The organism is Cellulomonas soli (assembly GCF_013409305.1).
In the GTDB taxonomy this organism is placed as follows: domain Bacteria; phylum Actinomycetota; class Actinomycetes; order Actinomycetales; family Cellulomonadaceae; genus Cellulomonas; species Cellulomonas soli.
Genome location: NZ_JACBZJ010000001.1, coordinates 1,205,220 through 1,230,039 on the forward strand (window position 1 = coordinate 1,205,220; position 24,820 = coordinate 1,230,039).

Annotated in this window: 22 protein-coding genes; 8 read left to right on the forward strand and 14 right to left on the reverse strand. The window is 72.7% G+C overall.

What is annotated here, in order from left to right; all coding sequences use genetic code 11:
* Positions 1-24: 24 nt before the first annotated feature.
* Complete coding sequence (locus BKA22_RS05565) at positions 25-2,181, reverse strand: ATP-binding SpoIIE family protein phosphatase (RefSeq protein WP_146952675.1); 2,157 nt, start codon at positions 2,179-2,181, stop codon at positions 25-27.
* A gap of 126 nt (positions 2,182-2,307) precedes the next feature.
* Between BKA22_RS05565 and BKA22_RS05570 the strand changes: the two genes are divergently transcribed.
* A complete protein-coding gene (locus BKA22_RS05570) occupies positions 2,308-2,718 on the forward strand; it encodes an STAS domain-containing protein (RefSeq protein ID WP_146952556.1) in 411 nt (136 codons plus the stop codon).
* Between the two features lie 60 nt (positions 2,719-2,778).
* On the opposite strand, the gene fbaA is transcribed toward BKA22_RS05570, so the two are convergent.
* From fbaA to purT, 3 genes are all read right to left on the reverse strand, one after another.
* Positions 2,779-3,801: a class II fructose-bisphosphate aldolase gene (gene fbaA / locus BKA22_RS05575; protein ID WP_146952557.1), complete on the reverse strand. Its 1,023-nt coding sequence runs from the start codon at positions 3,799-3,801 to the stop codon at positions 2,779-2,781.
* A gap of 156 nt (positions 3,802-3,957) precedes the next feature.
* Positions 3,958-4,629: a TrmH family RNA methyltransferase gene (locus tag BKA22_RS05580; protein WP_146952676.1), complete on the reverse strand. Its 672-nt coding sequence runs from the start codon at positions 4,627-4,629 to the stop codon at positions 3,958-3,960.
* Between the two features lies 1 nt (position 4,630).
* Positions 4,631-5,839 carry a formate-dependent phosphoribosylglycinamide formyltransferase gene (gene purT, locus BKA22_RS05585; protein ID WP_223203529.1) on the reverse strand — a complete coding sequence of 403 codons (1,209 nt, stop codon included), beginning with the start codon at positions 5,837-5,839 and terminating at the stop codon, positions 4,631-4,633.
* Between the two features lie 146 nt (positions 5,840-5,985).
* Here purT and BKA22_RS05590 point away from each other — a divergent pair, with 146 nt between their 5' ends.
* From BKA22_RS05590 to BKA22_RS05600, 3 genes are read left to right on the forward strand one after another with little or no spacing between them, the layout of a single operon-like run.
* A complete protein-coding gene (locus BKA22_RS05590; protein WP_146952559.1) occupies positions 5,986-6,792 on the forward strand; it encodes a VTT domain-containing protein in 807 nt (268 codons plus the stop codon).
* Positions 6,789-7,574, forward strand: a complete 786-nt coding sequence (locus BKA22_RS05595; RefSeq protein ID WP_146952560.1) for an HAD-IIA family hydrolase — start codon at positions 6,789-6,791, stop codon at positions 7,572-7,574. Before BKA22_RS05590 ends, BKA22_RS05595 begins: the two co-directional genes overlap by 4 nt.
* Before the next feature lie 40 nt (positions 7,575-7,614).
* Entirely contained in the window at positions 7,615-8,436 is an 822-nt protein-coding gene (locus tag BKA22_RS05600) for a YwiC-like family protein (RefSeq protein ID WP_146952561.1), read from the forward strand.
* Between the two features lie 20 nt (positions 8,437-8,456).
* On the opposite strand, the gene BKA22_RS05605 is transcribed toward BKA22_RS05600, so the two are convergent.
* From BKA22_RS05605 to BKA22_RS05640, 8 genes are all read right to left on the reverse strand, one after another.
* Positions 8,457-9,077: a GyrI-like domain-containing protein gene (locus tag BKA22_RS05605; RefSeq protein ID WP_146952562.1), complete on the reverse strand. Its 621-nt coding sequence runs from the start codon at positions 9,075-9,077 to the stop codon at positions 8,457-8,459.
* 37 nt (positions 9,078-9,114) lie between these two features.
* Positions 9,115-9,684 (reverse strand): LemA family protein, encoded by a 570-nt coding sequence (locus BKA22_RS05610; RefSeq protein WP_146952563.1) that lies wholly within the window; start codon positions 9,682-9,684, stop codon positions 9,115-9,117.
* A 2-nt stretch (positions 9,685-9,686) separates the two neighbouring features.
* Positions 9,687-10,394: a DUF3137 domain-containing protein gene (locus tag BKA22_RS05615; RefSeq protein ID WP_146952564.1), complete on the reverse strand. Its 708-nt coding sequence runs from the start codon at positions 10,392-10,394 to the stop codon at positions 9,687-9,689.
* 76 nt (positions 10,395-10,470) lie between these two features.
* The gene (locus BKA22_RS05620; RefSeq protein WP_146952565.1) at positions 10,471-11,370 is read right to left on the reverse strand and encodes a hypothetical protein; all 900 of its coding nucleotides are present in this window, start codon (positions 11,368-11,370) and stop codon (positions 10,471-10,473) included.
* 77 nt (positions 11,371-11,447) lie between these two features.
* On the reverse strand, positions 11,448-12,023 hold the full coding sequence (gene pyrE / locus BKA22_RS05625) for an orotate phosphoribosyltransferase (RefSeq protein WP_146952566.1): 576 nt from the start codon (positions 12,021-12,023) through the stop codon (positions 11,448-11,450).
* A gap of 23 nt (positions 12,024-12,046) precedes the next feature.
* A complete protein-coding gene (locus tag BKA22_RS05630; protein ID WP_146952567.1) occupies positions 12,047-12,847 on the reverse strand; it encodes an SDR family NAD(P)-dependent oxidoreductase in 801 nt (266 codons plus the stop codon).
* Between the two features lie 69 nt (positions 12,848-12,916).
* Complete coding sequence (locus tag BKA22_RS05635; RefSeq protein WP_146952568.1) at positions 12,917-15,346, reverse strand: glycoside hydrolase family 94 protein; 2,430 nt, start codon at positions 15,344-15,346, stop codon at positions 12,917-12,919.
* Positions 15,347-15,381: 35 nt separating this feature from the next.
* Positions 15,382-17,592, reverse strand: a complete 2,211-nt coding sequence (locus tag BKA22_RS05640) for an NTP transferase domain-containing protein (protein WP_146952569.1) — start codon at positions 17,590-17,592, stop codon at positions 15,382-15,384.
* A 154-nt stretch (positions 17,593-17,746) separates the two neighbouring features.
* Here BKA22_RS05640 and BKA22_RS05645 point away from each other — a divergent pair, with 154 nt between their 5' ends.
* The 3 genes from BKA22_RS05645 (at position 17,747) to BKA22_RS05655 (ending at position 20,462) form a co-directional block, all read left to right on the forward strand.
* A complete protein-coding gene (locus BKA22_RS05645) occupies positions 17,747-18,538 on the forward strand; it encodes an exodeoxyribonuclease III (protein WP_146952570.1) in 792 nt (263 codons plus the stop codon).
* Between the two features lie 87 nt (positions 18,539-18,625).
* On the forward strand, positions 18,626-19,816 hold the full coding sequence (locus BKA22_RS20095; RefSeq protein WP_146952571.1) for a DUF4190 domain-containing protein: 1,191 nt from the start codon (positions 18,626-18,628) through the stop codon (positions 19,814-19,816).
* 103 nt (positions 19,817-19,919) lie between these two features.
* On the forward strand, positions 19,920-20,462 hold the full coding sequence (locus BKA22_RS05655; protein WP_223203540.1) for a DUF4190 domain-containing protein: 543 nt from the start codon (positions 19,920-19,922) through the stop codon (positions 20,460-20,462).
* Positions 20,463-20,510: 48 nt separating this feature from the next.
* Here the strand turns inward: BKA22_RS05655 and BKA22_RS05660 are convergent, their stop codons facing one another.
* Both BKA22_RS05660 and clpB read right to left on the reverse strand, forming a co-directional pair.
* A complete protein-coding gene (locus tag BKA22_RS05660) occupies positions 20,511-21,218 on the reverse strand; it encodes a TetR/AcrR family transcriptional regulator (RefSeq protein ID WP_146952573.1) in 708 nt (235 codons plus the stop codon).
* Between the two features lie 95 nt (positions 21,219-21,313).
* Positions 21,314-23,917, reverse strand: coding sequence for an ATP-dependent chaperone ClpB (gene clpB / locus BKA22_RS05665; RefSeq protein ID WP_146952574.1), 2,604 nt, complete (start codon positions 23,915-23,917; stop codon positions 21,314-21,316).
* A 219-nt stretch (positions 23,918-24,136) separates the two neighbouring features.
* On the opposite strand from clpB, the gene BKA22_RS05670 reads away from it, so the two are divergent.
* Positions 24,137-24,805, forward strand: a complete 669-nt coding sequence (locus BKA22_RS05670; protein WP_146952575.1) for a histidine phosphatase family protein — start codon at positions 24,137-24,139, stop codon at positions 24,803-24,805.
* Positions 24,806-24,820 lie beyond the last annotated feature (15 nt).

Genomic DNA, 24,820 nt, shown 5'->3' on the forward strand with positions numbered 1-24,820 from the left:
GGCGCCGCCTACGCCGCGCGTCCGTCAGTCGTCGTCCTCGTCCTCGTCCTCGTGCGACGGCAGGTGCCCCGGACGCACCTTCGCCCACACGAGCTTGCCGCCACGCGACTGCCGCCAGCCCCAGTCGGAGAGCCGCTCGACGATCTGCATGCCGAAGCCACCGACCCGGCCCGGGTGGCCGTCCGTCGTCACGGGCGGCGCCGGGTTGGCGTCCTCGACCTCGATGCGCAGGCCGTCCCCCGTGTCGTAGAGCTGCAGCGTGACGTGACCCCAGCCGTGCAGCACCGCGTTCGCCACCAGCTCGGACACGACCAGCTCGGCGTTCGAGGCGTCCGCGATGCCCCACGCCTCGCACGTGCGCACCACCGCGTGCCGAGCCCGGCTGATCGAGGCCGCCTCGCTGGGCAGCGACCAGCGTCGGCGGCGCGGGCTGCGCACCCGGGCCATCACGTCCTGCGGGTCGGGCACCCGCACCACGACGACGGCGACGTCGTCCTCCGTGTGGTCCGCGAGCCGGGACAGCAGCTCCTCGCCGATGCCCGCCGCGTCCCGGGCGGTCACCGCCGCGGCGACCCTCCCGAGCTGGTCCAGGCCCTCGCGCAACCCGCGGTCGCGACGTTCGATGAGCCCGTCCGTGTAGTAGACGACGACGTCGCCGGGCCGCAGCTCGACGGTGCTGGTCGGACGGGTGCCGCGACCGAAGCCGATGAGCGCGCCGCCCGCGCCGTCGAGCTCGGTGACCGCACCGGCCCGCACCAGCAGCGAGGGCAGGTGGCCCGCACGCGAGTACGCCAGAGACCAGCCCGCAGGTGAGCGGGTCAGCGTCGAGAGCACCAGGCTCGCCGACCGCGGCACCCGCATGCCGACCAGCAGCTGGTCGACACGGTCGAGCACGGGCCCCGGCACCGAGGTATCGAACAGGTAGGAGCGCACGATGGAGCGCAGCTGCCCCATGGCCGCGGCCGCCTCGACGTCGTGGCCCACGACATCGCCGATGACGACACCGACCACGTCGGTCGACATCTGCAGCACGTCGTACCAGTCGCCACCGACCTGGGCGTTCGCCGAGTTGGGCGCGTAGTACGTCCACACGTCGAGGCCGTCGACCTCGGCCTGCTCGGGCAGCATCGCTCGCTGCAGGGCCTCGGCGAGCCGGTGCTCACGCTCGTAGAGCCGCACGTTGTCGAGCACCATGCCCACCCGGCGCGCGACGAGCTCGAGCACCGTGACCTGCGCGGTCTCGAGCGCGGCACGACCGCCACCGCCACGCGGCTGCACCACCAGCAGGCCTCGCACGTGCCGGCGCCCGGTGATCGGCAGCACCACGACACGCCTGTCCGGCGGCTCGTCGAGCGCGATGCCGTCCGCGTCGAGCGCGGGGTCGCGCGGACGGGGACCGGCGTGGGCGGCGAGCCAGGCCGACGGGCTGCCGGGCAGGTGCGCCACGTCCAGGTCGACCTCGACCGGCCGGTCGAGCTGCCCGTCGAGCACCCGCTGCACGGGATCCTTCGTCGCACCGTCCGGGAGCACCGCCGTGTGCCGCGTCGTGCGCAGGTGCGCGTGCGGGTGCGGGTCCGGGCCGTCGGCCGGGCGCAGGCCCCCGTCCGCCAGGTAGAAGCCGGCCCACCCGACGATCCCGTGCCGCAGCAGACCGGCGATCTCCCGCAGCGCGCGCGGGTCGTCCAGGTCCATCAGCAGGTCGGACACCTGCGCGATGAGCGCGAGGCTGCGCCGCTCGCGACGCTCGGCAGCCACCGCCGCCTCCTGCGCGGCCTCGTGCGTACGCTGCTCGGTCAGGTCCTGCAGGACCGCCACCCAGTGCGTGACCGGGCCGCCCTCGACGGCGCTGACCGGCGAGACCTGCACGCGGCACCACAGGAGCGAACCGTCGACCCGACGGACCGGCAGCACGTGCCCGCACGGCGCGCCGCCACGCAGCGCCGCCTCCAGCTCGGCGGGCCGGCGGGGCTCCTGGTGAGCGTGCGGCACGTCCGTCCGCGCGGCGAGCCCGTCGGAGACCGGCAGCAGGAGCGTGTACCCCTGCACGTCGGCCACGCGCAGCCCGGTCACACGCGTGAACGCCGCGTTCACCCAGACGGCGGCCAGCAACGGGTCGGCCGCGTCGAGCAGCACGACCGGCGTGTCGGTGGCCTGCAACGCCCGGTCCCGCACCTCCGACATGATCCGCACGGACGAATCGTGGCGTGGAGAGTTGACCACCACCACCTCCGATCGTCTAGCGTGCCGAGCAGGCGATACGCGCAGGTTGCGTACTTCCCCCCGACAGGCTCGACCGGAAGGAGCACCGTGCGCGACGGTAACAGCCCGACGTCCGACCAGCCCGCCGTCGACACGGTCGGTGAACCGGGCGCCGAACCGGGCACGGTCCAGGTGCTCGTCGGTGCCGATCGCACCCGCATCGTGCTGTCCGGTGAGGTCGACGCCGACCTGGGTGCCGAGCTGCAGGAGGCGACCGCCGAGGCGGAGAAGCGCGGCCTGCCGATCGAGGTCGACGCGCACCACGTGACGTTCATGGACTCCTCGGGCGTGGCCTTCCTCGCCCGGCTGTCGATCCGCAGCCAGCACCGGGTGCGCCTGCTGCGCGTGCCGCCCACCGTGCACTTCCTGCTCGAGGTGACCCGGATCGGCGAGCTGCTCGACGTGGTCGAGGACGACGACGCGGCCGAGCCCGTCGACGGCGCACCGGCCACCACCTGATCACGACGCACGAAGGCCCGGGACGGATCGCTCCGTCCCGGGCCTTCGTCGCGTGGTGCGTCAGCCGAGCTTGTGGCCCGCCGAACGCAGCTGCTGGCACGCCTCGACGATGCGGGCGGCCATGCCGGCCTCGGCCGCCTTGCCCCAGGCGCGCGGGTCGTAGGCCTTCTTGTTGCCGACCTCGCCGTCGACCTTCAGGACGCCGTCGTAGTTGGTGAACATGTGGCCCACGACCGGACGCGTGAACGCGTACTGGGTGTCGGTGTCGATGTTCATCTTGATGACGCCGTTGTCGACCGCCTCGGAGATCTCCTCCGCCGTCGAGCCCGAGCCGCCGTGGAAGACCAGGTCGAACGGGTCGGTCTTGCCGATCGCGGCACCGACGGTCTTCTGGATCTCGGCGAGGATCGCCGGACGCAGCTTGACGGCACCCGGCTTGTAGACGCCGTGCACGTTGCCGAACGTGAGGGCCGTCAGGTAGCGGCCCTTCTCGCCGGCGCCGAGGGCCTTGACCGTGGCCAGGCCGTCCTCGGACGTCGTGTAGAGCTTCTCGTTGATCTCGGCCTCGTGGCCGTCCTCCTCGCCACCGACGACACCGACCTCGATCTCGAGGATGGTGCGCGCGGCCTGCGAGAGCTCGAGGAGCTCCGCGGCGACGACCAGGTTCTCGGCCAGCGGGATGTCCGAGCCGTCGAACATGTGCGACTGGAACGTCGGGTTCTCGCCGCGCTTGACCTGCTCGGCCTCGAGGGCCAGCAGCGGGCGGACCCACGACTCGAGGTTCTTCTTGACGCAGTGGTCCGTGTGCAGCGCGATGGTCACGCCGTAGTGCTTGGCGACCTCGGTCGCGTAGGCGGCCAGGGCGAGCGAGCCGGCGACGCGGTTCTTGATCGTCGAGCCGGACGCGTACTCGGCGCCACCGACGGAGACCTGGATGATGCCGTCCGACTCGGCCTCCGCGAAGCCCTGGATGGCGGCGGTGACGGTCTGGGACGACGTGATGTTCACGGCGGGGTAGGCGAACTTGCCGGCCTTCGCCCGGTCGATCATCTCGGCGTAGACCTCGGGGGTTGCGATGGGCATCGCGGCATCTCCTACGTGTCTCGTACGGGGTGGACGGTGCGTCCGGCCGGTCCGACGATCATCGGGGGCCCGGCGTGTGACGTGTACCGCACCCGAGTTTGTCACGTCTGGCCGAGAACCACTCCGGGACGTCCTACCCACGGACGCCGACGCCGCTCAGACCGGCGGTGGCCCCGCGTGCCGGACGACCCAGGCGTGCATCGCGATGGCCGCCGCGGCGCCGGCGTTGAGCGAGCGCGTCGAGCCGTACTGCGCGATGTGCAGCACGTCCGTCGCGGCCTCCTGGGCGGCGGGCGAGAGCCCGACGGACTCCTGGCCGAACAGCAGCACGCAGGCGAGGGGCAGCGGGTAGCCCTCGAGCGGGACGGACCCGGGCACGTTGTCGATGCCGATCACCGGCAGGCCCTCTGCCGTCGCCCACGCGAGCAGGTCCTCGACGCTCGGGTGGTGGCGCACGTGCTGGTAGCGGTCGGTCACCATGGCGCCGCGCCGGTTCCAGCGGCGACGGCCCACGATGTGCACCTCGGCGGCGGCGAACGCGTTGGCGGTGCGCACCACCGAGCCGATGTTCATGTCGTGCGCCCAGTTCTCGACGGCGACGTGGAACGGGTGCCGACGGGTGTCCAGGTCGGCGACGACCGCCTCGAGCGTCCAGTAGCGGTACCGGTCGACCACGTTGCGGCGGTCCCCGTGCTCGAGCAGCTCGCGGTCGTAGCGCGGGTCGTCGGGCCAGGCTTCCGGGCCGCCCGGCCAGGGACCTACCCCGACCTGTTCGGGCGAAGCCTCCGCCGTGCCGTCGTGCGTGGCGTCCGGCTCGTCCGCTCGCACGTCAGACCAGGTCGACGCGCAGCGCGGCGGCAGACCGACGCGCACGGTCCAGGGCCTCCTCGACGTCCGCGCCGCGCGCGACCGTCACCGCGACCCGTCGACGCCCGGCGACCGACGGCTTGCCGAACAGGCGCACCTGCGCCGTCGGGACCGCGAGCGCGTCGTCGACCCCGGTGAAACTCGGCACGCCGGTCCCCTCGGCGAGCACCGCGACCGACGCAGCCGCGCCCAGGGTCGTGATCGCGGGCACCGGGAGCCCGAGCACGGCGCGGGCATGCAGCGCGAACTCTGACAGGTCCTGCGAGGCGAGGGTGACCAGGCCTGTGTCGTGCGGACGCGGGGACACCTCGGAGAACAGCACGCGCTCCCCCACGACGAACAGCTCGACGCCGAACACGCCCCATCCGCCCAGGGCCTCCGTCACGGCCGCGGCGACCCGCTGCGCCTCGGCGAGCGCGCCGGCGGGCAGCGCGGCCGGCTGCCAGGACTCGCGGTAGTCGCCGTCGACCTGCACGTGACCGATCGGGTCGCAGAACACCGTGCCGTCCCGGTGCCGCACCGTCAGCAGCGTGATCTCGGAGTCGAAGTGCACGAACCCCTCGACGATCACCCGCGCCGGCACGTCCGACCCCGGCGCCCGACCGCCGGTCTGCGCGTACGTCCACGCGGTCTCGACGTCGTCGGCCGTCCGGATCACCGACTGGCCCTTGCCCGAGGAGGACATCACGGGCTTGACCACGCACGGCAGACCGACGTGCTCGACGGCGGCCCGCAGGTCGTCCAGCGAGTCGACGAACCGGTACGGGGACGTCTCCAGCCCCAGCTCCTCGGCGGCCAGCCGACGGATGCCCTCGCGGTCCATCGTCAGCCGGGTGGCCCGGGCCGTGGGCACGACGCGCACGCCCGTGGCCTCGACGTCGGCGAGCACCTGCGTGGCGATCGCCTCGATCTCGGGGACCACCACGTGCGGGCGCTCCGCGTCGAGCACGGCCCGCAGCGCGACCGGGTCGAGCATGTCGACCACGTGCGAGCGGTGCGCGACCTGCATCGCGGGCGCGTCGGCGTAGCGGTCCACGGCCACGACCTCGACGCCCAGGCGCTGCAGCTCGATCGCGACCTCCTTGCCGAGCTCGCCCGAGCCCAGCAGCAGCGCGCGCGTCGCGCCGGGGGTCAGCGGGGTGCCGAGGGTGCCGTCCGTCGTCTGGCTCACGGCGACCATCCTCGCAGCCCGGGGCGCGCAACCCACGGCCCGACGCCGTCCACCGACCCGCGAGCGGCGCAGGGGGCCGAGGACCCGCACAGGGTCTGCACACGGGACGACCAGGGCAACGACATCGCCGCCCGTAGGCTGGGCCCATGCCCCTGACGACCGCGCTCGCGGCCATCGCGCCCACCGTCGGCAACGTGCACGCGCTCGGCCCCGACTTCCTCGACCCGCAGCACCTCATCGACTCGTTCGGCACGGCCGTCCTCATCGGGATCATGGCCGTCGTCTTCATCGAGGTCGGTCTGCTGTTCCCGATCCTGCCGGGCGACTCGCTGCTGTTCACCGCCGGCGCCCTGGTCGCCCAGGAGACGCTGAAGGTCGACGTCACCATCTGGCAGCTGTGCCTGCTGATGATCGCCGCCGCGTACGCGGGCACGCAGACCGGCTACGCGATCGGGCGCACGCTCGGGCCGAAGGTGTTCAGCAAGCCGGACTCGCGGATCTTCAAGCAGAAGTACATCGACCAGACGTACGCGTACTTCGACAAGTACGGTGGCCGGACGCTGATCGTCGCGCAGTTCATCCCGTTCGTGCGCACGTACGCCTCGGTCGCCGCGGGCGTCGGCAAGATGCCGTACCGGCACTTCGCGCTGTTCAACGCGATCGGCGTCGTCCTGTGGGCGGGCGGCGTGACGATGCTCGGCTACCTGCTCGGGAACATCACGTTCATCAAGGAGAACATCGAGGCGCTGCTGATCCTCGTGGTCCTCGTCTCGGTGCTCCCCGTCGTCGTCGAGGTGTGGCGCAAGCACCGCCGCGACAAGGCGCTGCGCGCGGCGGGACTGCCCGTCGAGGAGTCCGGTCGTGACACCCGCTACGACGAGGCGGACGAGCGCGTGGCCGTCGAGGAGCGTGCGTTCGGCCAGGCCGCGACGACCGACAGCGGCCAGGCGTGACCCGACCCATCGCCGGGTGGCTGTCCGACATGGACGGCGTGCTCGTGCACGAGAACCAGGCGCTGCCCGGTGCCGCGGAGTTCATCCGTGCGCTGCGTGACCACGGGCGCCCGTTCCTCATCCTGACGAACAACTCGATCTACACCCCGCGCGACCTGCGGGCCCGCCTCAGCGCGACGGGGCTCGACGTGCCCGAGGACGCCATCTGGACGTCCGCGCTGGCCACCGCCCAGTTCCTCACCGACCAGGAGCCGGGCGGCTCCGCGTACGTGATCGGTGAGGCCGGGCTGACGACCGCGCTGGACGAGGCCGGGTACACGCTCACGGCCGCCGAGCCGGACTTCGTCGTGCTGGGCGAGACGCGCACGTACTCCTTCGAGGCGATCACCCAGGCGATCCGGCTCATCCAGGGCGGTGCCCGGTTCATCGCCACGAACCCCGACGTGACCGGGCCGAGCGCCGACGGCGACCTGCCCGCCACCGGTGCCGTCGCGGCCATGATCACGGCGGCCACGCGCCGCGAGCCGTACTTCGTCGGCAAGCCGAACCCGATGATGATCCGCTCGGCGCTCAACCGGATCGACGCGCACTCCGAGACGACCGTCATGGTGGGCGACCGCATGGACACCGACGTGGTCTCGGGCATCGAGGCGGGACTGCGCACGTTCCTCGTCCTGACCGGCTCGACGCGGCGCGAGGACATCGCCCGGTTCCCGTTCCGGCCCAGCGAGATCGTCGACTCGATCGCTGACCTGGTCGACCGCGTCGGCACGCCCGCCTGAGCCCGCCGAGAGTCGGCCGAGAGACAGCCGGGGGACCTCCATGGGGCGCAGGGCGGGCTGGGTGCCGAACCAGCACGGGGCGTGGGCGATGCTCGCCGTCCCGGTGCTCGTGGGCGCCCTCGTCTCCGGTGTCACGTGGCGGCACGGCCTGCTGCTCGTGACCTGGTTGGTCGCGTACCTGGCGTTCTTCGCCGCAGGGCTCTGGCTGCGCTCCGGGCGCAAGGTGCGGTACCTGCCGCCCGTGCGTGCCTACGCGGTCGCCGCCGCGCTGCTGGGTGCCGTGCTGCTGCTGACGGCACCGGGCCTGCTGCGCTGGGCACCCGTATACGCCGTGCTGCTCGCGACGAGCCTGGCCAGCTCGGTCCGCCGCACCGACCGCGGCTGGCTGAACGACACCGTCACGGTGCTGGCCGCGACGCTCATGACCGTCGTCGCCGCCGGTCTCGGCACCCGCGCGGACCCGACCGCCACCGCACTGCTCGGCGTGGGCACGGGCGCTGACCGCCTCGTCCCGCCCGGCGCGGCCGACCCGGACGTGTGGCTGGCGGCCGGACTGCTCACGGCCTACTTCCTGGGCACGGTCCCCTACGTCAAGACGCTGATCCGCGAGCGCGGCCGCCGGTCGGTGCTCGCCGTGTCGATCGGGTTCCACGCCGTGCTCGCCGTCGCGGCGCTCGGCTGGTGCGTCACCTCAGGCGCGGATCCGGAGGTCGTGGCCGTCGCCGTCGTGGCGGTCGGCCTGCTGGCCCGGGCGGTGCTGGTCCCTCGGCGCCGCCCGTGGCCGAGCGCGAAGGCCATCGGGCTGGGCGAGGTCGCGGCGACCGTGGTCGTGAGCGTGACGACGCTCGCCGTCACGCTCTGACCTCGTCCTGACGGCGAACCTCAGCGCGGCTCGACGGGCTGGCGGAGCACGGTGCGCAGCTTCTCCGGTGCCGTCCGCCGGGCGTCCGACAGGTAGATCTCGTGGTGCAGACCCCGTTCGCGCAGACCACGCTCGGGGATCACCTCGGAGTGCAGCCGACGAAGGGTCGGCGCCTCGTCGGCGTACGGGCCGTGGTGCAGGATCTGCAGGCTCAGGCCCTCGTCGACGAGCTCGTGCCGCAGCGTCGCCACGAGCGGCAGCTTCTTCTTCGCGGCCGTCTCCTGCAGCAGGGCTGTGACCTCGTCGACGCCCATCCAGTCGGGCTGCCGGATCAGCACGGTCCAGGACCAGTCGGACTTCGGCACGTCGGCGAACGGCGCGTCGACGTCCGTCCACCACAGCCCCTCGAGCGGGCCCACGACGTAGTCCCGGTCGTACCGGGCCTTCGAGGCGAACTTCACCGCGTACGAGGCGGCGTAGAGCGCGCCGAGAGCCTCGGCGTACGCCGGGGCGACGTTCGGGTCACCGTGCCCGTCGATCGCGAGGAACCACAGCGGCGGCACCTCGACCTGCACCCACTCGTCGGCCGGCGGCGCGTACAGCTCGCGGTCGACCTTCCGGAAGTCGATCTTGGTGCTCACCCGCCGGACGCTACCCGCGCCCGGCGACACGCACCCGTCAGAAGCGGACCTGCGGCGCCGCGCGCACCTCGGGGTCGTTGACCTCGAAGTACTCGGCCCGCACGAACCCGAACATGTTCGCGATGACGTTCGCCGGGAACGACTCGACCTTGGTGTTCAGGCTGCGCACGTTCGCGTTGTAGAACCGGCGCCCGGCCGCGATGCGGTCCTCGGTCGTCGACAGCTCGGTCTGCAGCTGCTGGAAGTTCTCGCTCGCGCGCAGCACCGGGTAGTTCTCGGCGACGGCGAACAGCCGTCCGAGCGCGGCGGACAGCACGTTCTCCTGCTCGGCCTGCGCGGCCGGGCCGACCCCCGCACCGGAGGCGGCGGCACGGGCCTGCGTGACCTCGTCGAACACGCCGCGCTCGTGCGCTGCGTAGCCCTTGACGGCCTCGACCAGGTTGGGGATCAGGTCGTGCCGGCGGTGCAGCTCGACGTCGATCTGGCGCCACGCCTCCTGCACCAGGTTCCGGAGCCGGACGAAGGCGTTGTAGGTCGCCACGCCCCACAGCAGCACGATGACCACGAGCACGAGCAGGACGATCAGCACGATGCCGACGGTGTTCACGATCAGGCCTTTCGCAGGTTCTCCGGTGAACTCGGATCGTAGCCGTGGTCGAGCCAGACGTGGCGGGGGACGCTGCGCACGACGGCCGTGAGCAGCCCCAGCCGGGCCGCGAGCGTGCTCAGGTCGGTGCCTCCCGAGGTCCACGACACGATCCACGTCCCCTCGATGCGCCACGGGGTCCGCACGGCGTCGGGCCGCAGCAGGCGTTCCATCAGGCGTGGGTGCAGCACGGCGTGCGCGGTGCGCTGGTCACCGGCGGCCACCCGGTACGCCCGGTTGAAGTCCTCCGACTCGAACTGCATGTCCTGCGCGCCGAGCATCTTGGCGAACCTGGCGCCGAACCCCTCGGGCGTCACCTCGAGGGTCGGCAGGTAGGCGGGCAGGGCGAGGGCTACGACGTGCGCATGGTGGGTCGTCTCCTCCTTGCCGCTGCCCGTGTCCCATTGGTAGTCGAACGAGATGGCAGGCATGCCCTCGAACCGGCCCGTCATGACCTCGGTCGCCCGCCGGGCGTGCCCCTGCTCGAACGGCTGGCCGCGCTGGACCCGCACGTACGAGTCGTCGCGGTCGGCGTAGGTCCAGCCGTTGCGCTGCGCCCACTGCTGGAGCTGCTGGCGGCGCTGGTGCTGCAGCCACCACCCGAGGCCGAGCAGGCCCAGGCCGATCAGGGGCACCAGATAGACGACGAACGCGCCGGGGACACCGTTCATCGGCGCGTCACGGCGTCGGTCCGGGCGGGCTGCATGGCGTGCAGCGTAGTGGCGTCACCGGCCCTCGCCTGCTCGCTCACAACGCCTCCTCGCTCCACCGTTCGGAGTCGAGCGCCTGGACCTCGCGCCGGGTCAGCCCGGCCGGCAGCGGCGGGTGGTCGTCCACGACGAACGCGGGCAGCAGCTCGGCGAGGTCGAGCGCCACCTGCGCGAGGGACTCGATGCGGCCGAGGTCCGTCCGGCCCGGCACGTGGACCGCGACGTCGGCGCCCTCGACCAGCACGCTGAGCCCGTCCGTGTCGGGCCGGCTCAGGCGTTCCATGACCTGCGGGTGCAGCACGGCGTGCGCGAACCGCGCCCGGCCGGCCTGGATGCGCCAGCGGGCGTTGAAGTCCTCCCACTCGACGGTGACGTCCTGCCCGCCGAGCCGACGGGCCAGCCGCTGCGCGCCGCGTTCCGGGGTCAGTACCAGGCCCGGGCCCCGCATGGCCCGCTCCACCATGACGACGTGCCGTCGGCGCAGGCCGTTGTAGGTGAACGAGCGGATGCGCCCGCGTTCGTCGTCGCGTTCGACCGCGTCCGTCGCCACTCCCCCGCCACGCCCGAACGGCGGGGCCTCCCACCGGCCCACGAGCACGGTGCGGGCCACGTCGGTGCGCCAGCCGCGTTCCGCCGCCCAGCGTTCCACCTGGCGACGACGACGCCGGTCGCGCCGGGCAGACAGCACACCGGCCAGAACCAGGGTCGCGCACAGCACGGCGGTCGTGGCGATCGCCCACGGGTCGGCGAGCTCGGGTTCGTCCAGGGGCACGCCGCGCACGGCGGCCACCCCGACGCTGATCCCGGCGTGGGCCATGAGTACGCAGGGCACGAGGAGGGCGGTGAGCAGCACGGCCACGACGCCGAGGAGCACCTTCTCCCCCGTGCTCCGCGGCCGCGCGCCCGGCACCGACCCGGGTCCACGCGTGTCGCTCACCGGGTGACCATCGGCAGCACTGCCCCGCGACCTGAGGCCGCCGACCCCGTTCGTGCAGGTCGGCGGTCAACGACCACTCAGGCCAGGCCGAGGTCCGCCAGGCTGTACAGGTAGTGGTACGGCACGCCGAGGGCTTCGATCTTCTCCTGGGCGCCGGTCGCCCGGTCGACGATGACGGCAACACCGAGCACCTCGGCGCCCGCCTCACGGGCCGCCTCGACGGCGGCGATGGGCGAGCCGCCCGTGGTCGAGGTGTCCTCGAGGACGACGACCTTGCGGCCGGCGATGTCGGGGCCCTCGATGCGGCGCTGCATGCCGTGGGCCTTGGCCTCCTTGCGGACGACGAACGCGTCGAGGTCCTGCCCGCGCGAGGCCGCCGCGTGCAGCAGGGCCGTGGCGACGGGGTCCGCGCCGAGCGTGAGGCCGCCGACGGCGTCGATCTCGGCGGTGCCGAGGCCGACCTCCTCGAGCCGGTCGAGCAGCACGTGGCCGATGAGCGGCGCGGCCCGGTGGTGCAGGGTGACGCGGCGCAGGTCGACGTAGTAGTCGGCCTCGCGCCCGGAGGACAGCGTGACCTTCCCGTGCACGACGGCGAGGTCGACGATGAGGTCGCGCAGCTGCTCGCGCGGGGTCGGGGAGAGGTCGTGGCTCACGACCGTCAGGCTACCGGGAGGGGTCAGTCGTCGGTGAGGGTGCCCGTGGGTGCGTCGACGCCGTCGAGCGGTCGGCGGTAGCGGCCCATCGCGCGGATCGCCGAGCGCGGGGCGACCCGTGCGAGCGCCGCGGCGGTGCGGTAGCGCAGGCTCGGGGTGGAGATGACGACGCCACGGCGCACGTCGGCGAGCGCGGCGGCCACGACGTCCTCGGCGTTGAGCCAGGCGATCTCCGGCAGGGCGCTGGTGTCGATCGCGCCGCGCTCGTGGAACTCGGTGTGCACGAACCCGGGGCAGAGAACGGTCGCGGTCACGCCGGTGCCCTTGAGCTCGACGGCCAGGCCCTCGGTGAACGTGCGCACCCACGCCTTGTGCGCGGAGTAGGTGCCGGAGGCGAGCAGCGCGGCGATGGACGCCACGTTGAGCACGGCACCTCGTCCGCGCTCGACCATCGCGCCCGTCGCGGCGTGCGAGAGGACCAGGACGGAGCGGACCATGACCTCGAGCGCCAGCTCCTCACGCTCCAGGTCGCCGCCGACGAACTCCTGGTTGAGCCCGAGACCGGCGTTGTTGACCAGCAGGCCCACGGGGTTCTCCGGGCTGCGCAGCCGGTCGGCGACCCGCTCGACGTCTTCGCGCACCGACAGGTCGGCGACGATCACCTCCGTGCGGATGCCTGCCGCGGCCTCGAGCTGCGAGGCCAGGCGGTGCAGGCGCTCACGGTCGCGTGCCACGAGGACGACGTCGTGCCGGGCGGTGGCCAGCTGCCAGGCGAACTCCAGGCCGAGGCCGGCGCTGGCGCCGGTGACGAGTGCGGTTCCCATGCACCTCACCCTACGGATCGTGGGGCCCGGATCGCGAGGGACGCGACCCGGACCCGTCAGCGGATCGGCTCAGCGGGCTCCGAGCGTGACGACGACGTGCACCTGGCTGCCTGCGGGGCGTGCCGTGACGGGTGCTGCCGGGTCCTGATCGACGCCGTCGACGACGAGGGTGCGCACGCCGTGGCTCACGCGGTCGGGGTTGCGGACCTCGATGTCGTAGACGGTGCCGCGCCACTCGCGACGCATCTCGAACCCGTCCCAGTCGTGCGGGATCGCGGGGTCGACGACGAGCCCGTCGAGCGTGAGCCGCACGCCGAGGACGTACTTGGTGACGGCGGTGTACATCCACCCGGCGGTGCCGGTCAGCCACGGGTTCTGCGCCTTGCCGAACCACTCGTGGTCGCGGCCGTAGAGGAACTGCACATAGGCGTACGGCTCGGCGCCGCGCACCTCGATGTTGTCGTTCTGGTGGTACGGGAGGATCGCGTCGTAGAACTGCACGGCCTCGTCGCCGCGGCCCAGCAGCGCCTCGGCGATGATCGGCCAGGCGTTCGGGTGGGAGAAGATCGCCGCGTTCTCCTTGATGCCCGGGTAGACGCGGGTGACGAAGCCGACGGTGTCGTCGACCTGGGTGAACGCCGGCCAGTTGAGGTGGTTGCCGTACGGGGAGCCGAGCAGCTCGCGCACGGAGTCCATGGACCGGGTGCCGCGCTCGTGCGAGGTGATGCCGGCGATGACGGGCCACGCCTGGTGCTCGAGGAAGATCCTGCCCTCGGCGTTCTGGTGCGAGCCGATCGTCACGCCGTCGCGCGTGTAGCCGCGGATCCACCAGTCGCCGTCCCACAGCTCGGTGTCGGCGACGCGCGCGATGCGGTCGAGCTCGGCCCGGTACCGCTCGACGTCGTCCGTGCGGCCCAGCGGCTCGGCGACCTCGAGGAACGCGCGGACGGCCCACGCGTGCAGGAACGTGACGAGGGCCGTCTGGCCGCCGCCGAGGTTGAGGCAGTCGTTCCAGTCGGCGCGCAGACCGAGGGCGACGCCGTTCGGCCCGACCTGCTGCGAGGAGAAGTCGAGCGCGCGACGCAGGTGCTCGTAGACGGTGCCGGGCGTGCCCTCGGCGAACGGGATCACCTCGTCGAGGAAGCCCAGGTCGCCGGTCTCCTTGACGTACTCCACGACGGACGGGACGAGCCACAGGTGGTCGTCGGAGCACGTGTCCTCGAGCCCGTGGATCAGCGATGCCCTGTCCGGCGTCGGCACGATCGTGGGGCTCGGCACGTCGGGCAGCGTCGGGGCGTCGGGGTCGAACGCGGCGGGGTCGAACAGGTGCAGGCCGTAGCCGGCCTCGGTCTGGGCGCGCAGCAGCTCGACGATGCGCTGCCGCGTCTTCGTCGGGTTGGAGTGGATGACGCTCATGACGTCCTGCGCGGTGTCGCGGTAGCCGAGGCCGTTGCGGCCGCCGACCTCGACGAACGAGGCGAACCGCGACCACTGCACGCACGTCTCGGCCTGCAGCAGCGTCCAGGTGTTGATCATCGTGTTCATGCCCTCGTGGGGCGTGCGGATGCGCAGCCGGTCCTGCTTGGCCGCCCAGTACGCGCGCAGGCGCGCCCGCTCGACGTCGACCGTGGTCAGGTCCGCGTACTTGGCGCGCATGGCTCGACCGACCTCGTCGCGCGAGCCGTAGCCGAGCAGGAAGACGAGCCGCTTGGTCTCCCCCGGCGCCAGGACGATCTCGTGCTGCAGCGAGCCGCAGTGGTTCTGCGTGGTGGCCGACCGGTTCGAGCCGTGGCCGCGCTCGATCGCGATCGGGTTGCTCTCGCTGCGGTACGGCCCGATGAACTCCTCGCGCAGGGAGTCCCACGAGCTGGGCTCCTCGCTGGAGGTGAAGAAGTGGTGGGTCCACGGCTCGTAGTAGAAGTCGTACTCGATGACCCCGTCGGCGTACGAGGAGCCGGACGCGTACAGGGACATCTGCAGGTTCTGGTTGTCGATCGTGATGGTGTGGAAGCTGAACTCCACGTACGAGCCGACGGTCAGGCGGCGCTCGACGTCGCTGCGGTTGGTGACCTCGACGTCCCACACCTCGACGTCGTCGTCGAGCGGCACGAACACCGTCTGGCTGGCGTCGACGCCCTTGTAGGACGCCTCGAACCGCGTGTAGCCCATGCCGTGCCGGGTCGTGTACGTCGCGCCGCCCTCGACACCGTCGGCCGCGAGCGGCTTGCCGACGGGCTGCCAGGACACCGACCAGTAGTCCCCGTCGGCCGCGTCACGCAGGTACACGTAGTGGCCGGGGCGGTCGAGCGGGACGCCGTTCTGCCGGAACCGGGTGATCCGGCCGTACTGCGAGGACTTGTAGTACGAGTACGCGCCGCCCGCGTGCGAGATCACCGTGCAGAGGTTCTTGGTGCCCAGGTAGTTCGTCCACGAGACCGGGACGTCGGGGCGCTCGACGACGTACTCGTCGCGGGCGGTGTCGAAGTGGCCGTAGCGCATCGTCGTCGCTGTTCCTTCGTGGGGTGGGGTAGGGGTCAGACGCCGGCGGTGACGAAGCCGCGCAGCCAGTCGAGCAGCTCGGTGGCCTTCTCGGGGCTGTCGGCCTCGACGAACATGCGCAGCACCGGCTCCGTGCCCGAGAACCGCAGCAGCGCCCAGTTGTCGTTCTCGAGCAGGATCTTCGTGCCGTCGAGGTGGCTGACGGAGACCACCGGGTACGGGCCGATGTGCGTGAGCGGTTCGGCTTCGAGCCGGCGCGGCACGGCGATGCGCATCTCCGGGGTGGATGGCACGCCCGCCTCGAGCGTGTGCAGACGGCCGGTGATCTCGTGGATCGTCGTGCGCAGCTCGGAGATGGTCCGGCCGGTCCGGGCGAGCATCTCGACGACGAGCGCGCACGCGAAGATGCCGTCCTTGCCGAGGATCCAGCCGCGGATCGTCAGACCGCCGGACGACTCCCCGCCCAGCACCGCGCCGATCTTCTCCATGCCGGCGGTGACGTGCTTGAAGCCGACCTTGACCTCGAGCGACTCCTCGCCGAAGTGCGCGGCGAGCCGGTCGAGCAGGTGGGTCGTGGCCAGGTTGCGGACCACGCCGCCCTTCTCGCCGCGGACCTCGTGCAGGTACCAGTACAGGAGCAGCAGGAGGTCGTTGCTGGAGACGTACTCCCCCGTCTCGTCGACGATGCCGATCCGGTCGGAGTCGCCGTCGGTGGCCAGGCCGAGGCCGTAGCGTCCCGCACCCTCGCGGATCATGCCGATGAGCGTGGACAGTCGCTGCAGGTCGGGCGCCGGGGCGACACCGCCGAACAGCGGGTTGTGCGCCTCGTGGATGAACTCAGCGGGGACCCGCATGTCCGACAGGATCGTGCCGAGGGTCAGCTGGCTGGTGCCGTACATCGGGTCGACGACCACCCGCAGGTCGGCGCCACGCACCGCGTCCACGTCGATGATCTGCTCGATCGCGTCGACGTACGGTGCGGTCAGCGTGCGCTCGGTGACGACGCCCGCCCGGCGCGCCAGGTCGATGTCGAGCGTGATGACGTCCTCGACGGACATGGCGTTGGCCTCGTCCTGGTAGCGGTCGGTCTCGTCGTCGAGGGGCAGCGAGCCGTCCTGGCGGAAGACCTTGATGCCGTTCCACTCGGGCGGGTTGTGGCTCGAGGTGACGATGATCCCGTAGGCGGCGCCCAGGTACGGGGCGGCGAACGTGACCAGCGGGGTCGGCACGTCGTCGGGCAGCAGGGTCACCGGGATGTTGTTGCCCGCGAAGACCTCGGCCGCGGCGATGGCCGAGTCGCGTGAGAGGAACCGCCGGTCGCCGCCGATCACGACGCCCTTGGCCTCCAGGCCCTGCCGCATGGTCTCGTTCGCGATGGCCTGGGACAGCCGCCGCACGTTGGCCAGCGTGTAGCCCTCGCCGATGACGGCCCGCCACCCGCCCGTGCCGAAGACGATCTTCGTGTCGGTGTTCTTGGTGGGCACGAACAGCCGCTTGAGCACGATGTCGGCGGCGACCGCGAGCTCGGCGGGCGTGTTGATGCCCTGCACCTCGTCGGTGTCGTGGATCTGGTGGCTGGTGATCTGCTTGCCGCGGGCGATGACGCGGCGGACCAGGTCGGTGAGCCGATGCTCGCCGGCGGCGGCCATCGCGTCGAGCTCGTCGAACAGCAGGCCGGGGGCCGCCACGTAGGCGCCGACATTGATCTCGACGGCGCCGTCGCCGGTCGGGACCGGGCCGGGCGTGACGTCGTCGCCGGGCTCGGCGATCGCGACGATGCGCGCGTCCTCGCGCACCACGCGGCCGTACCCCTCGGGTGTGGCGTCGACCACGGCGGTGAGCAGCGAGAGGTCGGCACCCTTGAGCTCGTGGCGGTTGAGCAGCCCGCGCAGCGAGTCGGGACGCAGCAGCGGGGTGTCGCCGTAGGCGACGAGCACCCGCTCGACGTCCCGGCCCACGGCCGCGGCGGCGGCTCGGGCGGCCTCGCCCGTGCCCAGGGGTTCGTGCTGCTCGACGTACGTGAGGTCGTCGCCGAGCAGGGCGGGCAGCCGGGTGTCCCCCGCCGCGATCACGACGACGATCCGGTCGGCGTCGACGACGCGGCGCACGGTGGCGACCGCGAGCTCGACGACGGTCGCGTCGCCCAGCGGTCGGGTGAGCAGCTCGCGGGAGGCCTCGTCGTGCCCGGCGGCGAGCACCACCGCCGCTCGGGATCCGGGCCTGGGTGCGCGGGTGGACCTGGTCATCGCTACCTCGTCGGTCGCTCGTGGGGTGACGTCGGGAGAACCGGACCTAATTTGTTCGGACTCCTTCGTAACCCCATCATGCCCGAAGTCCGCCCGATCCGGAAGAACCCCGGACCCGACCGGGCTGTGGGCCCGGCCCGCTAGCGTGTGCCGCATGCGGCTGGCCACCTGGAACATCAACTCGATCCGAGCGCGCCTCGACCGCGCCCTGGCGTTCGTCGAGCGCTCCGGCGTCGACGTCCTCGCGCTGCAGGAGACCAAGTGCAAGGATGATCAGTTCCCGCGCGAACCGTTCGAACAGCTCGGCTACGAGGTCGTGACCAGCGGCTTCAGCCAGTGGAACGGCGTCGCGATCCTGTCCCGCGTCGGCCTGGCCGACGTCGAGGTCGGCTTCCCCGGGCAGCCCACGTTCGGCGACCCGGGCGTCGTCGAGGCCCGCGCCCTCGGCGCCACCTGCGGCGGCGTACGCGTCTGGAGCCTCTACGTCCCCAACGGGCGCGACCTCGCCGACCCGCACTACGCCTACAAGCTCGACTGGCTCGCCCGGCTCCGCGACCAGGCCGGGCAGTGGCTCGCCGACGACCCCGGCCTGCAGGCGGCGCTCGTCGGCGACTGGAACATCGCCCCGCTCGACACCGACGTCTGGGACCTGGAGTTCTTCGCCGGGAAGACGCACGTCACCCCGGCCGAGCGCGAGGCCTTCCGCGCCTTCGCCGAGGCCGGCTGGACCGAGGTCTCCCGCGAGCACGTGCCCGCCGAGCACACCTACACGTACTGGGACTACCAGCAGCTGCGCTTCCCCAAGAACCAGGGCATGCGCATCGACCTCACGTACGCCACGCCGGCCCTCGCTGCACGCGTGACCGGCGTCTCGATCGAGCGCGTCGAGCGCAAGGGCAAGACCCCGTCCGACCACGTCCCCGTCGTGCTCGATCTCGCAGACTGAGATATCGGTCATATCGGACACCTCCGAGCGGGTGAGACCTACCCACAACGGCGCCTCTCGACCCTCCGGCTCCACTAGGTTGCACGCATGAGCAACGATCCCGGGAGCAGCGGCGAGACGCCCGCCACCGAACCGAACGCCTACGCCGCCCCGACCCCGGAGGTCGACGCCCCGACCGCACCGGTGCCCCCCGCGGGCGCCTCCTACTCTGCGCCACCCGCCCCCAGCGGGTACGAGGCCGTGCCCCAGGCGCCCGCCTCGAACGTCCCCGTCCCGCCGGCCTACGGCGCCCCGGCCGCGCCCGTCTACGGCGCCCCCGCCGCACCCGGCTACGGCCAGCAGCCGACCCAGCCGTTCGGGGCACAGCCCCCCGCCGCGCAGCCGTACGGAGCACAGCCCTACGGCGCGCAGCCTCCCGCCGGGCAGCCCTACGGCGGCGCCCCGCAGGCACCGCAGTACGGCGCGCAGCCGCAGTACGGGACGCCCTACGGCGCAGCCGCCGGCGGCTACGAGCAGCAGTACGCCGCACCCCCGAAGACCGACGGCCTGGCCATCGCCTCGCTCGTCACGAGCCTCCTCGGCTTCTCGGCGATCGGCCTCGGCCTGGGCATCGGCGCGCTGCGGCGCATCAAGCGCACCGGAGCGGGCGGGCGCGGGCTGGCGATCGCCGGCATCGTGATCGGCGCGGTGTGGATCGCGGCAGTCCTCGCCTTCGTGCTCTTCACGTTCGTCCTCGGCGCGAGCGGCGCCTTCGACGACATCGAGAGCGTCGACACCGGCACCTCGACGTGGGACGACGGCACGGACACGACCGACGACACAGCCGACGACACGGCCGACGGCTCCACCGACGGCGACGTCTACATGGACCTGGACGACACCGTCCTGCCCGACTACTCGCTGGTCACCGGGCTCCAGGTCGGCACCTGCCTGATGTACTCCGGGACGTACGACCTGAGCGGTTCCGAGCAGGTCGACTGCTCCGAGGTGCACGACATGGAGATCGTCTCCCTCATCGAGATGAGCGGTCCCGTCGAGCTGTCGCTGTCCGCCCCGGACGCCGCCTGGCAGCAGGCCTCGACGGCGTGCGAGTCCCAGGTCGAGGACGCGGCCCCGGGCCTGCAGGACAGCAACGGGTGGGCCGAGCTCTACTACCCGCACCCCGACCAGTACGCGGCGGGCATCACCACCGCCTACTGCACGTTCACGTCGTCCGGCACCGACCTGACCGGGTCGATCGCGGCGGGCACGCTGAGCCTGACCTCGAGCGGAGCCTGACCTGACGTCCGACCAGCCCGGGTACCCCGAGCCGTACTACGCGCCGGGGTGGACGGCGGCGTCCCTGGAGCGTCCGCGCACCGAGGGGACCGCCGTCGCCGCCCTGGTCACGGGCCTGCTGGGCCTCGGCCCGGTGGCGCTCGTGCTCGGGCTGGTCGGACTTCACCGCATCCGCACCCACGGGACGCGCGGACGCGGGCTCGCGATCGCGGGCGTCGTGCTGGGCGCGCTCGGCACGGTGCTCGCCGTGGTCGGGGTGACGATCGCGGTGCTCGTCGTCCGGGCGAGCTCGCCGCTGCCGTCGGACGTCGCCGCGCCGCGCGACGCGCACGTCCAGCAGCTCGTCACCGGCAACTGCCTGTCCGCACTGCCCACCCCCGCCGCCGACGGCACCGTCGACACGGTGCACGTCGTCCCCTGCGCGCAGGACCACGCGGCGCAGGTCGTCTCCGAGTTCGCGTTCGACCCGGACGCCGTGTGGCCCGGGCAGGCCGCGGCCGACGCCCGCGTCGCCCGGTCGTGCGTGCTCAGCGCCGAGGAGACCGCGGCGGGAGCGAGTGCCCTGGCCTGGGCGCCGACCGAGGAGGGCTGGTCCACGGGCGACCGCACCGGGCTGTGCGTCGTCGTCGTCCCCGGGACTACCTGACCGACCCGGCTCGGACCGGCTCGACCGGCCCGGATCGACCGACCCGCCTCAGGCCGGGCGGCGGTACGACTCGAGGTGCAGGCGCAGCAGGCCGACCATGTCGACCCGGTCCTCCCCCCGGTCTGCCTCCAGCAGCCACTGGATCTGCAACCCGTCCATGACGGCCACGAGCGTGCGCGCGGCCGCGACGACGTCCACGCCCGGTCGCAGGGTCCCGCGTGCGCGCCACTGCTCGAGACCGTCGGCGAACGAGGCGATCGTGTCGTCGTACCGGCGTCGGAAGTACGCGTGCGCCGGGTGCTCCGGGCTCGTGGCCTCGGCGGACAGCGTCGCGAACAGCTCGACGATGTGCGGGCGACCCGCGTTCCTGTCGGCGATCTGCACGAGTGACTCGACCAGGTCCGCGCCCTGGGCCAGGGCACGGTCGAGCGCCGCGCCGTCGACCTCGTCGCGCCGCGCGAGCACGGCCTCGAGCAGGGCGACCTTCGTCGGGAAGTGGTGCAGCAGGCCCGGGTGCGAGATGCCGACCCGTGCCGAGATCTCACGCAGCGAGGCCGTGTGGAAGCCGACCTCGGCGAACAGCGCGGTGGCCGCGTCGACGATCTCCCGGCGCGTCGCGCGCCCCTTGGCGTAGCCGCCGCTGCGCGCCGACGAGCGGACGGTCCCGGGCGCGCTGCCGGACGCGACCCGGGGCGAGGGAGATCCGCCGACGCGCGACGGCGCCGGCTCGGTACCGGGTGCGGTGTCCGTGGACATGCGCCCAGCATCGCAGGCAGCGGGGTCCACGCGTGGGGGCCCCGCGGCGCGGCACCGCCGGAACCCCGGACCCGCCTCGCTGGTCGGCGGCCGCCTCAGCGGGCGGAGACCACCAGGCCGCCCGCGTCCGCGTCGGCGTTCAGGTCGACCTCGACGGTCTGGCCGTCGTGGATCTCGCCGGCCAGCAGGCGTCGGGCCAGCTGGTCCCCGATCTCGCGCTGCACGAGCCGGCGCAGCGGCCGGGCGCCGTAGGCCGGGTCGTACCCCTCCAGCGCGAGCCACTCGCGTGCGGCCGGGCTGACCTCGAGCGTGAGCCGCCGGTCGGCCAGGCGGGTGCCGAGCGCGGCGACCTGCAGCTCGACGATCTCGCCGATCTCGGCCAGCGAGAGCGGGTCGAAGAGCACGACGTCGTCGAGCCGGTTGAGGAACTCGGGCTTGAAGGCACCGCGGACGGCCGCCATCACGGCGTCCTTCTTCGCGGTGGCGTCCAGTAGCGGGTCGACGAGGAACTGCGAGCCGAGGTTCGAGGTGAGCACGAGGATGACGTTCCGGAAGTCGACCGTGCGGCCCTGGCCGTCGGTGAGCCGCCCGTCGTCGAGCACCTGCAGCAGGATGTCGAACACCTCGGGGTGCGCCTTCTCGATCTCGTCGAGCAGCACGACGCCGTAGGGGCGGCGGCGCACGGCCTCGGTGAGCTGGCCGCCCTCCTCGTAGCCGACGTACCCGGGAGGGGCACCGACCAGGCGGGCGACCGTGTGCTTCTCGGAGTACTCGGACATGTCGATGCGGACCATGGCGCGCTCGTCGTCGAACAGGAAGTCCGCGAGCGCCTTGGCCAGCTCGGTCTTGCCGACACCGGTGGGCCCGAGGAACAGGAAGGAACCTGTGGGCCGGTCGGGGTCGGAGATGCCGGCGCGTGCCCGGCGCACGGCGTCGGACACGGCGGCCACGGCCGGCTTCTGGCCGATGAGCCGTTCGCCGAGCACGTCCTCCATGCGCAGCAGCTTCGCGGACTCGCCCTCGAGCAGGCGGCCGGCGGGGATGCCCGTCCAGGCGGAGACGACCTCGGCGATCTCGTCGGGTCCGACGTTCTCGGCGATCATCGGCGTGGTCTCGGCGACGGCGTCCGCATCGGCCTCGGTGGCCTCCGCGGCGGCGATCTCCTTCTCGACGGTGGGGATCTCGCCGTACAGGAGGCGGCCCGCGGCGGCCAGGTCGCCCTCGCGCTGGGCACGCTCGGCGTCGGCGCGCAGCTGGTCGAGCCGGACGCGCAGGTCACCGACGCGGTTGTGCCCGGCCTTCTCCTTCTCCCAGCGGGCGGTCAGCCCGGCGAGCTCCTCGCGACGGTCGGCCAGGTCGGCGCGCAGCTTGGCCAGGCGCTCGGCGCTGCCGGGGTCGGTCGCCTCGGACAGCACGACCTCCTCCATCTCCAGGCGGGTCACGGCACGCTGCAGGGCGTCGATCTCGACGGGCGAGGAGTCGAGCTCCATGCGCAGGCGCGAGGCGGCCTCGTCGACCAGGTCGATGGCCTTGTCGGGCAGCTGGCGGCCGGTGATGTAGCGGTCGGACAGCGCGGCGGCGGCCACGAGCGCGGAGTCGGCGATGGTCACCTTGTGGTGCGCCTCGTACCGGGCCTTGAGGCCGCGCAGGATCGCGACGGTGTCCTCGACGGAGGGCTCGCCGACGAAGACCTGCTGGAAGCGGCGCTCGAGCGCCGGGTCCTTCTCGATGCGCTCGCGGTACTCGTCGAGCGTGGTCGCGCCGACCAGGCGCAGCTCGCCACGGGCGAGCATGGGCTTGAGCATGTTGCCTGCGTCCATGGCGCCCTCGGAGCCGCCGCCGGCGCCGACGACGGTGTGCAGCTCGTCGATGAAGGTGACGATCTGACCCTCGGACTCGGTGATCTCCTTGAGGACGGACTTCAGGCGCTCCTCGAACTCGCCGCGGTACTTGGCGCCGGCGACCATGGCGGCCAGGTCGAGCGAGACCAGACGCTTGCCGCGCAGGGACTCGGGGACGTCCCCGGCGACGATGCGCTGCGCGAGGCCCTCGACGACGGCGGTCTTGCCGACACCGGGCTCGCCGATGAGCACGGGGTTGTTCTTGGTGCGGCGCGAGAGCACCTGGATGACGCGGCGGATCTCGGCGTCGCGGCCGATGACCGGGTCGAGCTTGCCGTCGCGGGCGGACTGCGTGAGGTCGATCGAGTACTTCTCGAGCGCCTTGTACGTGCCCTCGGGGTTGGGGCTGTCGACCTTGGCCGAGCCGCGCACCGCGGGCAGCGCGGCCGCGAGCGCGTCACGGGACGCCCCGGCGCCGCGCAGCGCGTCGGCGATGCCGGACTGCCCCGCGGCGAGGCCGAGCAGCAGGTGCTCGGTGGAGACGTAGTCGTCGCCCAGCGCACGGGCCTCGGACGAGGCGGCCTGGATCGCTGTGTTGAGCTGGCGGGACGCGACGGGCTGGCTGACGGTGTCGCCCGAGGACGCGGGCAGGTTCATCAGCGCGGCGCGGACCGCACGGCCGAGCGCGGTGCGGTCGGCGCCCACGGCGTCGAGCAGCCCGACGGCGACGCCGCCGTCCTGCGCGAGCAGCGCGTTGAGCACGTGCGCGGGCTCGACCTGCGGGTTGCCCGCGGCGGACGCCTGCTGGATGGCGTCGCCGAGGGCCGCCTGGGACCTGGTGGTGAACTTGGCGTCCACGGGACCTCCGGGTGACTACGTGACGGGACTGCTGCTCGGCGGAACGGCGGCGAAGTTGAGTCTATTCCGCTCAACCTTCGCCTGCGCGCCAGGACGCACCGCAGCCGACCGAACCGACCCCGGGCCGACGCCCCGCGGTCACCGACTGCTCACCCGGATGTCGTCGACCCGCAACACACCGGCCCTAGCGTCAGGAGCACCGACGACGAAAGGGCACCGATGACCCTCACGCTGACGCTCGTGCGTCATGGCCAGACCTACCTCAACGCGCGCCGCCTCCTGCAGGGGTGGAGCGACTCGCCGCTCACGCGCACCGGCCGGGCCGGGGTGCGGACCACCGCCGCGCACCTCGCCGACCAGACCTTCACGGGCGCGTACTGCTCGCCGTCCGGACGGGCCGTGGCCACCGCGACCGAGATCGTGCGGCACCACGACGACCTGCGGCTGCGCACCGACAAGGACCTGCGCGAGCTGCACTTCGGCGCCTACGAGCGCCGGCCCGAGCACGAGCTCGACGCGCTCGCCCCCTGGCACGAGCTCGTGCCGTCCATGCTCGACGGCACCCACCCGGGCCTGCCCGGCGGCGAGTCGGGCCACGACTACATGACCCGCCTCCAGGCGGCGTTCGACCGGATCGTGGAGGCGCACCCCACCGGGCACGTCCTCGTCGTCGGGCACGGGCTCACGCTCGGCGCCTGGCTCGCGACCGTCGACCCCGCGCTCGGTCTCGTCGCCCTGCCCAACGCGAGCGTGTCGACCGTGCGGGTCGACGACGACGGCGGCCGGCAGGTGCTCACCGCGGGGACCGACGTCGCCGCGCAAGGTTTCGGCAGCGCCCGCAGCGTCCCGACACCGGCCCGGACCGCGGTCCCGGTGCCCGCGGCCTGAACCCACGTCGTCCGG

Coding starts and splice junctions, on each gene's coding strand:
- BKA22_RS05565 (WP_146952675.1), bottom strand. CDS start 2,181: ATGTCGGAGGTGCGGGACCGGGCGTTGCAGGCCACCGACACGCCGGTC.
- fbaA (WP_146952557.1), bottom strand. CDS start 3,801: ATGCCCATCGCAACCCCCGAGGTCTACGCCGAGATGATCGACCGGGCG.
- BKA22_RS05590 (WP_146952559.1), top strand. CDS start 5,986: ATGCCCCTGACGACCGCGCTCGCGGCCATCGCGCCCACCGTCGGCAAC.
- BKA22_RS05600 (WP_146952561.1), top strand. CDS start 7,615: ATGGGGCGCAGGGCGGGCTGGGTGCCGAACCAGCACGGGGCGTGGGCG.
- BKA22_RS05615 (WP_146952564.1), bottom strand. CDS start 10,394: ATGAACGGTGTCCCCGGCGCGTTCGTCGTCTATCTGGTGCCCCTGATC.
- BKA22_RS05630 (WP_146952567.1), bottom strand. CDS start 12,847: ATGGGAACCGCACTCGTCACCGGCGCCAGCGCCGGCCTCGGCCTGGAG.
- BKA22_RS05635 (WP_146952568.1), bottom strand. CDS start 15,346: ATGCGCTACGGCCACTTCGACACCGCCCGCGACGAGTACGTCGTCGAG.
- BKA22_RS05640 (WP_146952569.1), bottom strand. CDS start 17,592: ATGACCAGGTCCACCCGCGCACCCAGGCCCGGATCCCGAGCGGCGGTG.
- BKA22_RS05645 (WP_146952570.1), top strand. CDS start 17,747: ATGCGGCTGGCCACCTGGAACATCAACTCGATCCGAGCGCGCCTCGAC.
- BKA22_RS20095 (WP_146952571.1), top strand. CDS start 18,626: ATGAGCAACGATCCCGGGAGCAGCGGCGAGACGCCCGCCACCGAACCG.
- BKA22_RS05660 (WP_146952573.1), bottom strand. CDS start 21,218: ATGTCCACGGACACCGCACCCGGTACCGAGCCGGCGCCGTCGCGCGTC.
- BKA22_RS05670 (WP_146952575.1), top strand. CDS start 24,137: ATGACCCTCACGCTGACGCTCGTGCGTCATGGCCAGACCTACCTCAAC.